Raw genomic sequence first — 14,755 nt, 5'->3', positions numbered from 1 at the left:
CTAGTATTCCTTGGTATAAAGTAAATGATCAATCAGTTTGAAATTTAATTGCTTGTCGTCTGTAAATTCATAACGCAATAAAATTTCTCCCCAATATTTACCGTCTGAGAAATTGGCAATTATCCATCTATGGTTTAAAATTCTGATGTCATCTATAGCCATTTTGGAATTGGTCATAGAAACATAAGGTATTAAAGGATGCTCCTCTCCTTTTTGCAAATTCAATTCATACAATTGGTCCTTGATGTAAGGAATAACTTTTGAAATACTGTACCCTTGCTCTTCTAAATAGGTCATGGCCGATTCATTTTCATCCAATTTAAATTGTGATAAATCCAAAATTCGATCTTGCAATTGATTTATAGTATCCTCACAATGCATATCCTGCCCTTCCACTTTAGATAATTTAGATTCATAATCTTCTAATATCTTTTTTGAGTTGACATATTGAAAAATCACCAACAATAAGGTGAAAATAAAGAGGTACATGAATATTCTACTTTTCATTCTATGGTTATGGTTAAGTTATCGTATGCTAAAAAAACGCCATCTGGCAAAGATTGTTGTACGTCGTCATGAAATCCTAACAAATGGCTAATATGCGTTAAAAAGGCTCTCTTTGGTTTTAATTTTTTAATGAGATCTAAGGCTTCTTCTAAATTGTAGTGGGAAGGATGTGGATCTATCCTTAAAGCATTCACCACCAATACTTCCAATCCTTTTAATTTTTTCAATTCCTTGTCTGCGATCGTTTTCATATCGGTCAAGTAAGCAAAATTACCAAATCGAAAACCAAAAACCTGCAAATTATAATGCATGCCGTCTATGGGAATTACCTCCAAATTTCCCAGTTTGAAAGGCTCATTTTTAATTTCATTGCAAACTACACTTGGAGCTCCTGGATATTTATTTTCGGTTTCAAAAATATATCCAAATCGATGCTCCAACTCTCCCAAGACCCTTTTATGGGCATAAATGGGAATATCTCCTTGTCTAAAGAAAAAGGGTCTAATATCATCCAATCCCGCTGTGTGGTCGGCATGTTCATGAGTAAAAACAATGCCATCCATACGTTCACAATTAACCCGAATCATTTGTTGTCTAAAATCTGGTCCGCAATCCACAACATAAGTATAGTCATCCCATTCGATTAATATTGACACCCTTAGACGTTTATCTTTAGGGTTCTCACTTAAACATACGGGGTGTTTGCTCCCTATGATTGGGATTCCTTGGGATGTTCCTGTACCTAGAAATGTAACTTTCAACAGCGCTAGCGTTTGGAACAAAAATAAACTTATTTTTTTGTAAAACATGGCTTTTTAATACCTTTGTCTTAATGATAACCTCTGAATTCAAACATGGAAATAACCCTTAAAGGAGATAAGGAATTTGATGATATTCCATCAATAAAAACCAAGGCGCTCCGGATTAATTTAAACGAAAATATTTACGGAACTTTTGCCGAAATTGGTGCCGGCCAAGAAACTGTAAGAAACTTTTTTAGGGCTGGTGGTGCTTCAGGCACAATCGCAAAGGCCATGTCAGCTTATGATAAAGATTTTAGTGATTCAATCTACGGAACTGAAGAAGATGGAAGATATGTGACAGAGGCGCGTCTCAGAAAAATGCTTTATCATGAAATAGGGTTAATTGAAAAACGATTAATTCGGGAAAAACACCCTAATAAATTGTTCTTTTCATATGCCAATACGGTTACTACTATTGATTTTGCCAAACAATTTAAGGGTCATGGTTGGGTAGGAATTAAATACCAGTTAGATCCCAACCAAAAAGAATACAACGAGATTATCCTCCACATCCGTTTTAAGGAGAATGACGCCAGATTACAGCAAGAAACTCTGGGAATTCTAGGAACTAATTTGATTTATGGTGCTTTCTATAAATATAACCAACCTAAAAAGTTGTTGAGATATTTATATGACCATTTGGATAAGGATCAAATTGAAATAGATACCATCAATTTTTCAGGTCCCATTTATAAAGATGTTGATAACCGATTGATGAGTTTGCAATTGGTCAAAAATGGTATGACTGATGCGGTAATGTTTTCGCCTGATGGAAACAATGTCCTTCCAGCAAGAATTCTTTATAAAAGAAATATTCTGGCATTTAGAGGTAGTTTTAGACCCGTGACTAAAGTAAACATGGATATGTATAAAAATGCATATGAAATGTTTATCAAGGAAAATAAAGTAGACGTTAATAAAACTCAGGTTATATTCGAGATTACCTTATCAAACCTAAGGGCAGAAGGTGAAATTGACGAACAAGACTTTATGGATCGAGCTAAATTGCTTTGCTCATTAGGTCAAACCGTTCTAATTTCCAATTTCCAGGAATATTACAAATTAGTTGAGTATTTCTCTCAATATACCAAGAATAGAATGGGATTGGCCATGGGCGTCAACAATTTGGTTGATATTTTTGATGAAAAATACTATAGACATTTAAGCGGTGGTATTTTGGAAGCATTTGGTAAATTGTTCTTCAAAGACCTTCGGGTTTATCTCTATCCTATGGTTGGAGAAGATGGCCACGTTATAAATAGTGAAAACCTGAAAGTACACCCACGTATGAAAGAATTGTATAAATTCTTTAAATACAATGGCAAGGTAGTAGATATTACTGATTACGATCCGAAAATACTTACTGTTTTCTCAAGAAGAGTGCTTAAAATGATTACTGGAGGAGAAGATGGTTGGGAAGAAATGTTGCCAAAAGGTGTTTCCAAACTTATTAAAGAAAAACATCTATTTGGACACCGAAGCAAAGAAGAAGTATTAAAAGATAATTAACAAAAAAGCGACTGTAAAAGTCGCTTTTTTTTATTTCAGAATTTGATCGGAATGTTCCTTAGTTTTTACTTTGGAAATAACGTCTTCAATCATACCATTTTCATCAATAATAAAAGTCGTTCTATGAATCCCATCATATTCCTTTCCCATAAATTTTTTAGGTCCCCAAACACCATAGGCATTAATGACCTCTTTATCTTCATCTGCTAATAAGGGATAAGGGAAATTATATTTATTTCTAAAATTAGATTGTCTCTTTTCAGAATCAGCACTCACACCCAAAATATCATAACCCTTAGATTTAAAGGCTTCATAATTGTCACTTAAGTTACAGGCCTCTGCAGTACATCCCGGTGTGCTTGCTTTAGGATAAAAAAACAAAACCAGTTTTTTACCTTTATAGTCACTTAAAGAAACATATTCACCATCTTGATTTTTCACTTTAAAATTTGGTGCTTGATCTCCTGGTTTTAATTGTGTCATAATGTTTAAATTTGAATGTTCATTACAAAAATACAATCCATAAATGACTAAGCAAGAAAAGGTAGACTTTGTTATGAAAACTTTAGACAATATCTACCCTACCATTCCCATTCCATTAGACCACAAAGACCCTTATACTCTACTGATAGCCGTTTTGTTATCTGCTCAAAGTACCGATGTTAGAGTGAATCAAATCACTCCAAAACTGTTTTCAAAAGCTGATAATCCATATGATATGGTTAAACTAACGGTAGAAGAAATTAGGGATATCATTAAACCGGTTGGGCTATCCCCTATGAAAAGCAAAGGTATTTATGGCTTATCTAAAATTCTAATAGAACAACATAACGGACAAGTTCCTCAAACTTATGAAGAACTAGAGGCGCTTCCGGCGGTAGGTCATAAAACCGCTGCTGTTGTATTATCTCAAGCTTTTGGCATACCAGCTTTTCCTGTAGACACTCACATTCATCGCTTAATGTACAGATGGAATCTTTCCAACGGAAAGAATGTTGTTCAAACTGAAAAAGATGCGAAACGATTATTTCCAGAGGAATCCTGGAATAAATTACACTTACAAATAATCTGGTATGGGAGAGAATATTGTCAAGCTCGTGGTTGGGATTTGGAAAATGATATCATTACCAAAACCATCGGAAGAAAATCAGTTCTTGACACCTACTATAAAACAAAAAAGTCCTGATTGCTCAGGACTTTTTTCAAAGTTTAGTTGAGAAGTGCTTCAAACTTCAAATTATTAATATTTATAACACTTAAAGCCTTAGAATAATTCAAAAGAAACTCAATAGTTTCATCTTTTGGGTTAAGTTTACCAGTTTGATTCTTTAGGGATTTTTGAGAGTAAATTTTTGCCATTAATACTGTTTTTATCTGTTACACACATTATTAACGGACTATATAAACCTTTATTGTTTAGTTTGTTAAAATTATTTGGTGTTTATCAATAATCTTTCTCATATTGATTAAAGCATAACGCATCCTTCCCAAAGCTGTATTAATACTAACCCCCGTTATTTCTGATATTTCTTTAAAACTCATATCCTTATAAATACGCATCATCAAAACTTCCTTTTGATCTTTTGGCAATTCTTCGATAACCATCTTTAGATGGCTTTCTACTTGATCCTTAATTAAAGCTTTTTCAGCATTTGGTGAATTATCACTTAATACCGAAAAAATATTAAAATCTTCCGTATTGCTAAATTTAGGCATACGGGTATTTTTTCTAAAATGATCAATAACTAAGTTATGAGCTATACGCATCACCCAAGGAAGAAATTTTCCTTCTTCATTATATTTCCCTCGTTTCAACGTTTTTATTACTTTAATAAAAGTGTCTTGAAAAATATCTTCAGCGATATCTCTATCCAAAACTTTGGAATAAATAAAGCTATAAATACGTTGTTTGTGTCTGTGTATTAAGATTTCAAGAGAAGACTCATCTCCTCGAATATAGCTCTTAACCAATTGGGCATCAGTGATAAGTTCATTTTGCATAATCATTACTTTTTAAGCATAGAAAGCTTCTATGTTGGGGTTAAATAGATTAAAAGAGTAATGTTATGCTATAGGCTATATTCGTGATTTTAAGATTAATAAAACCAAATATAACAACAATCATTCCTAAAAAACAAATTCACCAATTAATTTAACATTTAAACCTTTATTAATCTATTTTACATCCTAAGAAACAAATGATATCTTTGTGGGATTAGTCTTTTAGATTCCATGGCAACAGATATTTCACAAGTAAATCCTAAGCAAAACATAATTATAAAAGGAGCAAAACTGCACAATCTCAAGAATATTGATGTGGTTATTCCCAGAAACAAACTAGTTGTAATTACTGGTTTATCGGGTTCTGGAAAATCCAGTTTGGCCTTTGATACGCTTTATACCGAGGGTCAAAGAAGGTATGTTGAAAGTTTATCCTCTTACGCCAGACAATTCCTAGGTAGGCTTAATAAACCCAAAGTTGATTACATCAAGGGAATTGCTCCCGCCATTGCTATCGAGCAAAAAGTGAATTCAACCAACCCAAGGTCTACCGTAGGCACTACTACCGAAATTTATGACTATTTAAAACTTCTCTATGCTAGAATAGGAAGAACCTTCTCTCCTATTTCTGGTGAAGAAGTGAGGAAAGATTCGGTCTCCAATGTTTTAGATTATATTAAAACCTATGATGAAGGTGAAAAGTGTTTGCTTTTGGCACCAATCCATCTGGAGGAAGGTCGCAAAATGCCTGATAAAATTAAGGTACTTCAACAACAGGGTTATGCCCGAATTAAAATAAACGACCAAGTTTTAAGATTAGATCAAATTGATCCTAACGAGGTTCCAAACGATTGTTTTTTGGTGGTGGATAGAATCATTACTAAAAATGATGAAGATTTTTATAACCGATTGGCTGATGCCACTCAAACTGCCTTTTTTGAGGGCAAAGGAGAATGTATCGTTGAAAGTCTTATAGACGGGAAACAAAAGCATTTCAGTAATAAGTTTGAACTGGATGGCATGAATTTTCTGGAACCTAATATCCATTTGTTCAGTTTCAATAACCCATACGGGGCCTGTCCCAAATGTGAAGGCTATGGTGATGTTATTGGTATTGATGAAGATTTGGTGATTCCTAATACTGCTTTATCTATCTATGAAAATGCCATTTTTCCTTGGCGTGGAGAAAGCATGAGTTGGTATCGAGACCAATTGGTTAACAATTCCCATAAATTTGATTTTCCGATTCATAAACCCTATTTCAAACTTTCGGAAGAACAAAAAAACTTAATCTGGGAAGGCAACTCCTTTTTCACAGGCTTGAATGAGTTTTTTGGCGAATTGGAAGCAAAGGCCTATAAAATTCAAAACCGCGTCATGTTATCCAGGTATCGCGGAAAAACCAAATGTAAAACGTGTCATGGTAAACGCCTTCGGAAAGAAGCTGAGTACGTTAAGGTAGGAGGTAAATCTATTTCTAATTTGGTGGATATGCCTTTGGAAAAGCTAGCCATTTTCTTCCAGGATTTGGAATTGAGGGAATTTGAACAAAAAGTAGCGGATAGACTTCTAAAAGAAATCAACAATCGTTTATCTTATTTATCTAATGTCGGATTAAGCTATTTAACCCTAAACAGAAAGTCTAATACCCTATCGGGTGGGGAGAGTCAAAGAATTAATCTAGCCACTTCCTTAGGAAGCAGTTTGGTAGGTTCTATGTATATTCTAGATGAGCCAAGTATTGGTCTGCATCCCAAAGACACCGAAAAATTAATTGAAGTTCTCAAATCGTTGCGTGATCTTGGAAATACGGTTATTGTTGTGGAACATGATGAGGATATCATGAAAGCAGCAGATGAAATTATTGATATCGGACCAGAGGCTGGCACATTGGGTGGTGAAGTAGTAGCATTTGGAACATATAAAGACATTCTCAATTCCAAGTCTTTAACAGCTGGTTACCTTAACGGAAATCTGGAGATTGAAATACCCAAAAAGCGTCGCACTTCAAAATATCAGGTTGAAATTACTGGGGCACGTGAAAACAACTTAAAGAACATTGATGTCACGTTACCATTAGGAATGCTTACCGTGGTAACTGGTGTTTCCGGTAGTGGAAAAAGTACCTTAATCAAAAAGATTGTCTATCCCGTACTTCAAAAGAAGCTTACTGATTTTGGAGATAAACCTGGCCAATTTTCTGAGCTCAAAGGAAACTTTTCCAACATCAAGCAAATTGAATTTGTGGATCAGAACCCCATAGGACGCTCATCTAGGTCCAATCCAGTGACCTACATTAAAGCATATGATGATATCAGAAACCTCTTTGCCAAACAAAAACTAAGTAAAATAAGAAACTACCAACCCAAACACTTTTCTTTCAACGTAGATGGCGGAAGATGTGAAACCTGTAAAGGAGAGGGTGAAGTAACCATAGAAATGCAGTTTATGGCAGATGTTCACCTTACCTGTGAAACTTGTAATGGTAAACGATTCAAAAAAGATGTTTTGGAAGTGACATTTAATGATAAAAACATTGATGATGTTTTAAATATGACCATTGACGACGCCATTTCATTTTTCACTGAACAGAAACAAGAGAAAATCCAAAGTAAACTACAGCCTTTGCAAGATGTTGGTTTGGGCTATGTCACACTGGGGCAAAGTTCCTCAACCCTATCTGGTGGAGAGGCTCAACGTATCAAATTGGCAACATTTTTAGGAAAGGGAAACCGAAGTGATAAAGCGCTTTTCATTTTTGATGAGCCCACCACAGGACTCCATTTTCATGACATTAAAAAACTTTTGAAATCATTTAATGCCTTAATCGAGGTTGGTCATTCCATAATTGTAGTTGAACATAACTTGGATTTAATTAAATGTGCTGATTACATATTAGATCTTGGCCCTGAAGGTGGTGAAAAGGGAGGCCTACTAGTTGCTTCAGGAACACCCGAGGAAATAGCATTAAATGCGGAATCCTTCACAGGTAAATACCTAAAAGAAAAACTGCATTAATCTAATAAAACATAAAGGCAAACATCATAAGCAGAATGGACGCTGGTATCATCAAAATACCAAAAACGGTAGCAACGATACTTGTTTTAATATAAGTTAAAAACCAACCTTGACCATAAAACCTTTTTAAGGCAATCATTAAATAGAAAAAGGTAGATAAGATTATTAAAAAATTGGCCCAAGCTGGAAATTTTGCCCAGATTAATGAAACCAACACCAAGATGCTAAATACCACAAAAACAAAAGCAAAAAAGTAAAAACTGAACACCAGATGATGTGCATAACGGCCTTTGTTGTAATATAGCACCTTAAGAATAAGCGCAAATAGTGGTAGAAGGAAAAACATGGCTATAGGCAAGGAATCATAGAAAGCTTTCAATAAAGACCCTCCACTCCTATTCCTATAAAACTTTAAGCCTTGTTGATACATTCTTGTTTTAAAGTAACCTGACTCCTGCTCCAATCCCATTACCTTCAAAATTTCCTCATCTGAAGCCCCTGCTTGAATCAGAGAATCAACTTCTTTTTCCTTCTCACCAAAAACCCAACTGGTTTTGACATTATTTTTATTCTTCTTAATAGCAGTACTTCCAGCGTTTATAATAGAATCCAATTCCTTTTTATCTAAATCCTTTAATCCTAACTGATCCTTGTTTTCATTATAAACTTGCAAAACTTCATCAACCTTTGCACTATCTACGGGCTGTTCAGAAATTGAGTCCATAGTATGTCTAACTTGGTCAAAATCTTTTTTCAAAGCTTGATCAAATTTTTCCTCTTGATTGCGGGCGACAAATGAAAACAAAAAGAAAAATACCACGGACACGAATAAATACATTTGTGCCGGATGCAGATATAGAAGGCGTTTTCCTGCTAAAAATTTCCTAGCTAAATATCCTGGTTTGGCCATTAATGGCCAAAAGCTCTTAAAGAAACGGGCATCAACAGAAAAATAATTGGCAATCGTATTACTAAACAATACACCAATGGTTAATTCCTCTTTATCATTTTGTCCACAATAGGGACAATAATTAAAGGCATCGTCAAAAATTTGTTCACAATTTTTACAGGTGGTTTCTTTAATAGCCATAAAGTTGGGATTAGCATTCATAAAAGTAAAAAAATAATGACTATAACAAATACCAACGATAAAGAATCTACCAAAAATGGAAGAAACCAAAGTTTTCCAAGCTTTTAAAAATCAATCACTTAAACACTTCAAGAAAGTTTGGCACATATATTGGATTCCAAATAATATAGCGTAAGCCGAAAAGCTAAAGAGTAGGCATCACTTAAATTTTAGAAATTATGAAAAAATTTTTACTATTTGGAATAAGCATGATGTTTGGAACCATGCTTACTATGGAAGCTGAGAATACTATGATCAATAATGTTGAGCTTCAATCACGCTATCATTTTGCCCAACCCATTTCTTTTATAGAACGTGGTATTGAGTTTTTGATTTTTCCTGATGGCAGTTTTGATTTCAATACCCATTTTGAAGGCAATTTATATGGTGGTGACATGTATTACAGGAATAATACCAGAAGAGCGTCTGTAAATGGAACCTTTGGGGCTCCAAGAACATCTTTAGGAAATCCTGTAAGATATTCTCAACCTAATCCAATGGGTGTATTGATAGAGCATGATAGAGATGGGAAGGTAAGACGTATTGGAAATGTTTTTATCAATTATGACAGATATGGTAAAATTAAAAGAGCTGGATCGGTTTATATGAGTTACAACCGAGGCAACACTGGTCTATTAACTCAAGTGGGAGGTTTAAAGGTGACTTATAACCACTGGGGTGAATTAGTTCATAGTTACGGTTACGTGAACAGACTGAATACAGGCCTTACCTATGGTAATAGTGCATCAAGTAATGGTTCGGTAGTCTTTAACGATTCCTACACAAATACAAGTAATGAGGATTTCTATTATTACAAACAAAACGGTGAAGTTAAAAAGAAAGAAAAACTAAAAAAATAGGCTACTTATAATAAATGAAACCCTTCAATAGCTTAAACATTGGAGGGTTTTTTAATCCATGGTAACTTTTTCAACGACATTTTCTCCCGTTGTATAGTCAGTACCTTCCAACAAGATATACTTGGCTTGTACACTAAGACTCGTTAAGGAATCATCCAGCTCCAAAAACATACGATCTAAATAAATTTTACGTCCGTTAACGTTAACAAATACTCTAGGAATGCCTTTACTTGTCATAATTAAGAAAAAAACAAGTTCTTTGGAAGCTGCCAAAGTGAAACGATATAGATTGGTTTTTACAAACTGTACATGAGTACCGTATGCCATCTTTTTTTGAATTGGGCTTAAAGGTTTTTTTACACCACCTTCTGTATAAACAATACGATATTCATTAACTGGATTATTTTTTTTAAAATAGCTGCCATCTAAATTGGCATCGTAAACATAGGTGTTATGATTGAAGCTATGTTGAATATAAAAAAGTCTATGAGGTGTCCTTTTTGGAATAGGATAATTCTCCTGACCAAAGGCTATGACATGGAAAACAAGAAAACATCCCATGACAATTACTTTTAAATATCTTACCATAAAGAAAACAAAAATTTGTCCTTGTGCTTTTGTTGATGGGTTTGGATTTTAAGGAAAGCACAGTCTTAAAGATATTAAAAAGAACCTATTTTCAAAATTTAGTTCGTTGAATGGAAACCTAGAATTCATTCCATTTTCACCTTAAAAAATCCATTTCTATTTCATAATAAGGATGCAACTATCTCAAAATAAGTGCTCAATGACATGTCCACATGGCTTAAATAAGTTCTTGATTTTGATATAAAAAGTTACAATTCTTTTATTATAAACTTAATCAGGTATTTAAAGATAATGGACTTTCTACCAAATTGTAATTCGATCCTCTTCCTTCAGAAACATGGCTTCATCAGGTTGCACATCAAAGGCTTCATAAAATGGTGTCGTATTCATTAATGGACCATTAACCCTCCAAATAGGTGGTGAATGTGGATTATTATTAATCCATAACCGCAAATATTCATCCTTCATCTTAACACGCCATATTTTAGCTACCGAAAGAAAAAAGCGCTGATCTGGTGTAAATCCACCCAATTTAGTGGTATCCTGACCTTGAGGAGTCATTTTAAAGGCATCATAGGCAACGGCTATTCCCGCTATATCAGCAGTATTCTCTCCCACTGTCATGGCGCCGTTTATATGTAATGTGTCCAAAACAGTAAAGGTGTCATATAAATCAATGACTTGCTGTATTCTTCCCTTAAACTTCTTATAATCTGAGTCCGTCCACCAATTATTGACATTACCTTCCTTATCAAATTGCGCTCCTTGATCATCAAAAGTATGCGTGAATTCATGTCCGATGACCATCCCAATTCCACCATAGTTTAGCGCGTCATCGGCATCATTATTAAAATAAGGGGGTTGCAAAATACCTGCGGGGAAAACAATCTCGTTGGCCGAAGGATTATTGTAGGCTGTGACAGTTGATGGTGTTGTAAACCATTCTTCTTTATCGACTGGCTTTCCAAGGTTATCCAAATTTGTTTGAAACAAATTTGCAGAAGCCGAAAGTACATTTTCAAAGTATTGATCCCGATCAATATGCACTTTACTATAATCTTTCCAAACATCAGGATAACCTATTTTTTTGCTGATGGCAAACAACTTTTCTTGTGCCTTTTGTTTGGTACTATCACTCATCCACTCTAACTTATCAATTCTTGCTGCATACGCCTTTTGCACATTGTTAACCAAATCCAACATTCGTGCTTTGGCTGATTCAGGAAAATAGGCCTTGACATATAACTGCCCTAGAGCTTCTCCCAAATAGCCATCTACCGCACTTGCCATCTTTTCTCCACGTGATTTTTGAATTGCTTGACCAGAAAGTACTTTTGTAAATTTAAAAGAAGCATCAACAAAAGGCGTGCTCAAGTAATCTGCATAGTTTGTTAAGGTTTTAGCTTTTAAATAGACTTTCCAATCTTTAAGAGGAACACTATTTAATATTGTATTTAAGGTTTCATAATAAGCAGGTTGTGCAACGTTTATTGAGTCTGTTTGGGTATTCAAATAACCTAAAAATTTGCTCCATTCAATGAATGGTTGATCTGTATTGAGGTTAGCTACTGCCATTTTGTTATAATTAGCTTTGATATCGCGTCGTTCTACCCTAGTCTTATGTGATTTGGCCATTTGCTTTTCTAAATCATAAACCAAGTTTGCTTGTTTGACTGCAACATCTTTATCAGTTCCAATAAGTTGAAGTAAGCTAGCAAGATATTCTTTGTAAGCATTTTGAATTTCTAAAGTAGCAGCATCTGTTTTAAAGTAATAATCTCTATCTGGTAACCCAATGCCCGTTTGATAAGCATGCGCCATATTCATGGCACTATTTTTATCATCAGGACCTACATATAGGCCCATAAAAGAATTGTTGTTCATCTTCATAGCTTCCGCTACAAACCTCATAATTTCCGACTTATTTTTAATGTCCTCTACATTATTAAGAATTCCTTTTATGGGGTCGTAACCTCTTTTTTCTATGGTAATCGTATCCATTCCCGAAGCGTAAAAATCCCCTACTATTTGTTCGATACTTCCTTCCTGATATTCATGACTAGAAACACTATCCAATATACTTTTCAACTTAATGCGTTGAGGGTAATTCATAAACCGATAGGCACCCACCCCTGCTTGTGTAGATGGAATACTTACCGTATCATACCATTTTGCATTGACATACCTAAAAAAGTCATCTCCAGGCCTCAAGTTTTCATCAATTCCAGTAATTTCAATAACAGGTTTGTTTTCAATTTTGGAAGTTTTATTACACGAGGTTAAACAGAGAAGTGCAATAAAGATTACAAATATGTTTTTCATGATTTAGATGATTGGTTTTCAAAAATTATAGTAGGAAAGAAACTTTAAGATTGGAATCTAGCTAAAGATAATCATTTTTATTAGAGGGATTTAAGGATTTAAAAAAAGGATTTTCCAAGTAAGGTTGGACTTTTAGGTATTTAAAATGGATTGTGATCCTATTTGCCTAAATTCAAAAAATTGAGGAGCCACTATTATCTAAATAAAAGCTAGAAAATTGAACAACTAAACTTATTAACTTGGCTAACCTTTTTCATTTAGTGAAATTATTTATTTCCTCTACTGATTGATAGAATGGAAAAGGAATATCATTAGTAATGGTTCCATTTTTAGCAATAAAGGAATACGTTGCTCCTCCGTAACAGAAGGCAGAAATATTTTTATCACTAAAGCTCTTTAATGTAGATTCATTTCCCTCAATAGATAAAAAATAGTGTTTAGCTTTCCAATCATTATCAATTATCCTTGCCGCCCATAGGTTCTTATGAGCTAAGTTATCTATGCATATATAAAGGACGTTTACCCTTTCTTTATTCGTTTCTTCAAACTCTTTTATTACAGGTAAATTATTTACCAAAGATGAACCGGCAAATTGCGCAGACCAAAATACAATGAATAAAGGCTTGTTCTTATAATTTTCTAGCAACCCATTAAATTGCTCATGATCTAACAAATTGTCACTTAAATTATACTCTGCATTATACAGTCCATTTTTCAACAAAGAATTAAAGAATTTAAGTCTTGACACATATTTATTCCCTGAGTTCATTGTGTCTAGTTTTTTATAATATACATTATGGTCATACCCCAAAGTCATGCTATATCCAGATAATGTTGAAAAATATTTAGAAAAAATATCGTTGTTGAAATTCTTTTTTAGGAAGTTTGCCGCCCATTCCATATAGTTTTCATAACGAGGGCCACTAAAAAAAGACTGCCAATTTCCATAAGTGATTTTAACTCCTTCCTTTTGTTTTAAATTTCGTAAATACTCTACTTTCAAAATGCTTTCTAAGCTATTTCCAAAATTCCAATCATTTATGTTATCTAAACTTCTATAGGCATTGCTATTGAAGACATCAAAGGCTTTTGAATTTAAGTTAATTTCTAAGGTCTCAGACTTTTTTTGTTCTGATATCATTGATAAAAAATGAGTCACTAAAGTATATTGCTGATAATTTATACGATTAACTAGGAAATTATATTCTTTTCTGGTCAAAGGAGATTCTAATATAATTTTTTCTATTTCAGCTTTGTTATCGGCTTTAAGAACCCAATCACTTTTTATGTCTTTATAATATATACTATTTAACAGGTTCATTTGTCCTGTAATTACCTCTTCAATATGTTTTGTAAATACAGTGAGGGTCTTATTGTTGTCAAAATCAAAATTATTATATCCAAATTGTTCTAAACGAATTGTATTTATTTTACCAGCTCCTCGACCTTTAACAAATAGAGAATTACTTGGGTTTTTCATATCAAATTCAAGCTGGATACTATCTCCCTGAAACAAAATAAGAGGTATTGAATACTTATTAAATTCTAAAATATAATTTGCCCCATCCGTGATGTGATCTGAATTAAAATTAAATTGGCCTCTTGAATTAATATGAGTAACAAGGCTTCTAAAGTTATCAAAGTTGAGGTTCCCTCGAATTCTTGAAACATAGCTTAAGCAAACATGCTCTTTGTTTGAATTCTTCACATACCCATCAATATAAACTTTTTGAATGTTACCAGAATTTGGTTTAAATGAAACGAGAAGAATAAATAAAATGAAAGCTGTAGAAATGTTTTTCATATTTGTTTAATTAGGTCTAAAGATTGATGGTTTGATCTATTTATTACCGTCATTATTCACCTCCCATTATTTTCAAACAGATTATTCTAGTTTTTATTGTAACCAATAAATAGGAAATTTCACCAGTACATCAGAATCAATTTGGAAATTAAAAATTCTATCAACCACGAATATAACTCCTCATAATCAATTATTTAGTCTAAAAAAGAGGATT

The 14,755-nt window shown here is 33.7% G+C and carries 13 protein-coding genes; 4 read left to right on the top strand and 9 right to left on the bottom strand.

Annotated features, from left to right (window positions below; all coding sequences use genetic code 11):
* Both ZA07_RS15595 and ZA07_RS15590 read right to left on the bottom strand, forming a co-directional pair.
* Entirely contained in the window at nt 1–507 is a 507-nt protein-coding gene (locus ZA07_RS15595; RefSeq protein WP_231628697.1) for a hydrolase, read from the bottom strand.
* Entirely contained in the window at nt 504–1,268 is a 765-nt protein-coding gene (locus ZA07_RS15590) for an MBL fold metallo-hydrolase (protein ID WP_053972736.1), read from the bottom strand. Before ZA07_RS15590 ends, ZA07_RS15595 begins: the two co-directional genes overlap by 4 nt.
* Nucleotides 1,269–1,361: 93 nt before the next feature.
* Between ZA07_RS15590 and ZA07_RS15585 the strand changes: the two genes are divergently transcribed.
* Nucleotides 1,362–2,819: a hypothetical protein gene (locus tag ZA07_RS15585; RefSeq protein WP_053972692.1), complete on the top strand. Its 1,458-nt coding sequence runs from the start codon at nt 1,362–1,364 to the stop codon at nt 2,817–2,819.
* Nucleotides 2,820–2,849: 30 nt separating this feature from the next.
* Here the strand turns inward: ZA07_RS15585 and bcp are convergent, their stop codons facing one another.
* Nucleotides 2,850–3,302, bottom strand: a complete 453-nt coding sequence (gene bcp / locus ZA07_RS15580) for a thioredoxin-dependent thiol peroxidase (RefSeq protein WP_053972691.1) — start codon at nt 3,300–3,302, stop codon at nt 2,850–2,852.
* Between the two features lie 43 nt (nt 3,303–3,345).
* On the opposite strand from bcp, the gene nth reads away from it, so the two are divergent.
* The gene (gene nth, locus ZA07_RS15575; protein WP_053972690.1) at nt 3,346–4,005 is read left to right on the top strand and encodes an endonuclease III; all 660 of its coding nucleotides are present in this window, start codon (nt 3,346–3,348) and stop codon (nt 4,003–4,005) included.
* A gap of 23 nt (nt 4,006–4,028) precedes the next feature.
* On the opposite strand, the gene ZA07_RS16240 is transcribed toward nth, so the two are convergent.
* Nucleotides 4,029–4,178, bottom strand: a complete 150-nt coding sequence (locus ZA07_RS16240; RefSeq protein WP_166958548.1) for a hypothetical protein — start codon at nt 4,176–4,178, stop codon at nt 4,029–4,031.
* 57 nt (nt 4,179–4,235) lie between these two features.
* Nucleotides 4,236–4,820, bottom strand: coding sequence for an RNA polymerase sigma factor (locus tag ZA07_RS15570; RefSeq protein ID WP_053972735.1), 585 nt, complete (start codon nt 4,818–4,820; stop codon nt 4,236–4,238).
* A gap of 231 nt (nt 4,821–5,051) precedes the next feature.
* On the opposite strand from ZA07_RS15570, the gene uvrA reads away from it, so the two are divergent.
* Entirely contained in the window at nt 5,052–7,838 is a 2,787-nt protein-coding gene (gene uvrA, locus ZA07_RS15565; RefSeq protein WP_053972689.1) for an excinuclease ABC subunit UvrA, read from the top strand.
* A 1-nt stretch (nt 7,839) separates the two neighbouring features.
* On the opposite strand, the gene ZA07_RS15560 is transcribed toward uvrA, so the two are convergent.
* Nucleotides 7,840–8,928, bottom strand: a complete 1,089-nt coding sequence (locus ZA07_RS15560; protein WP_053972734.1) for a DUF3667 domain-containing protein — start codon at nt 8,926–8,928, stop codon at nt 7,840–7,842.
* A 218-nt stretch (nt 8,929–9,146) separates the two neighbouring features.
* Here ZA07_RS15560 and ZA07_RS15555 point away from each other — a divergent pair, with 218 nt between their 5' ends.
* Entirely contained in the window at nt 9,147–9,827 is a 681-nt protein-coding gene (locus tag ZA07_RS15555) for a hypothetical protein (RefSeq protein WP_157492177.1), read from the top strand.
* A 51-nt stretch (nt 9,828–9,878) separates the two neighbouring features.
* Here the strand turns inward: ZA07_RS15555 and ZA07_RS15550 are convergent, their stop codons facing one another.
* The 3 genes from ZA07_RS15550 to ZA07_RS15540 all read right to left on the bottom strand — a co-directional run bounded on the left by ZA07_RS15550 (nt 9,879) and on the right by ZA07_RS15540 (nt 14,541).
* Nucleotides 9,879–10,415 (bottom strand): DUF4833 domain-containing protein, encoded by a 537-nt coding sequence (locus tag ZA07_RS15550; RefSeq protein ID WP_053972687.1) that lies wholly within the window; start codon nt 10,413–10,415, stop codon nt 9,879–9,881.
* A gap of 300 nt (nt 10,416–10,715) precedes the next feature.
* Entirely contained in the window at nt 10,716–12,737 is a 2,022-nt protein-coding gene (locus ZA07_RS15545; RefSeq protein ID WP_053972686.1) for a M13 family metallopeptidase, read from the bottom strand.
* Nucleotides 12,738–12,990: 253 nt separating this feature from the next.
* The gene (locus ZA07_RS15540; protein WP_053972685.1) at nt 12,991–14,541 is read right to left on the bottom strand and encodes a hypothetical protein; all 1,551 of its coding nucleotides are present in this window, start codon (nt 14,539–14,541) and stop codon (nt 12,991–12,993) included.
* Nucleotides 14,542–14,755 lie beyond the last annotated feature (214 nt).

This window comes from Mangrovimonas sp. ST2L15, from assembly GCF_001280515.1.
Taxonomy (GTDB): Bacteria; Bacteroidota; Bacteroidia; order Flavobacteriales; family Flavobacteriaceae; genus Mangrovimonas; species Mangrovimonas futianensis.
The sequence above is the reverse complement of the archived record's forward strand: the minus strand, read 5'-3'. Positions and strand labels throughout refer to the sequence as shown.

What these genes read in the sequence shown, in the direction of transcription:
- ZA07_RS15550 (WP_053972687.1), bottom strand. Translation starts at nt 10,415, where the DNA reads ATGGTAAGATATTTAAAAGTAATTGTCATGGGATGTTTTCTTGTTTTC.
- ZA07_RS15595 (WP_231628697.1), bottom strand. Translation starts at nt 507, where the DNA reads ATGAAAAGTAGAATATTCATGTACCTCTTTATTTTCACCTTATTGTTG.
- ZA07_RS15540 (WP_053972685.1), bottom strand. Translation starts at nt 14,541, where the DNA reads ATGAAAAACATTTCTACAGCTTTCATTTTATTTATTCTTCTCGTTTCA.
- uvrA (WP_053972689.1), top strand. Translation starts at nt 5,052, where the DNA reads ATGGCAACAGATATTTCACAAGTAAATCCTAAGCAAAACATAATTATA.
- ZA07_RS15545 (WP_053972686.1), bottom strand. Translation starts at nt 12,737, where the DNA reads ATGAAAAACATATTTGTAATCTTTATTGCACTTCTCTGTTTAACCTCG.
- ZA07_RS15560 (WP_053972734.1), bottom strand. Translation starts at nt 8,928, where the DNA reads ATGGCTATTAAAGAAACCACCTGTAAAAATTGTGAACAAATTTTTGAC.
- ZA07_RS15555 (WP_157492177.1), top strand. Translation starts at nt 9,147, where the DNA reads ATGAAAAAATTTTTACTATTTGGAATAAGCATGATGTTTGGAACCATG.
- bcp (WP_053972691.1), bottom strand. Translation starts at nt 3,302, where the DNA reads ATGACACAATTAAAACCAGGAGATCAAGCACCAAATTTTAAAGTGAAA.
- ZA07_RS15585 (WP_053972692.1), top strand. Translation starts at nt 1,362, where the DNA reads ATGGAAATAACCCTTAAAGGAGATAAGGAATTTGATGATATTCCATCA.
- ZA07_RS15570 (WP_053972735.1), bottom strand. Translation starts at nt 4,820, where the DNA reads ATGCAAAATGAACTTATCACTGATGCCCAATTGGTTAAGAGCTATATT.
- ZA07_RS16240 (WP_166958548.1), bottom strand. Translation starts at nt 4,178, where the DNA reads ATGGCAAAAATTTACTCTCAAAAATCCCTAAAGAATCAAACTGGTAAA.
- nth (WP_053972690.1), top strand. Translation starts at nt 3,346, where the DNA reads ATGACTAAGCAAGAAAAGGTAGACTTTGTTATGAAAACTTTAGACAAT.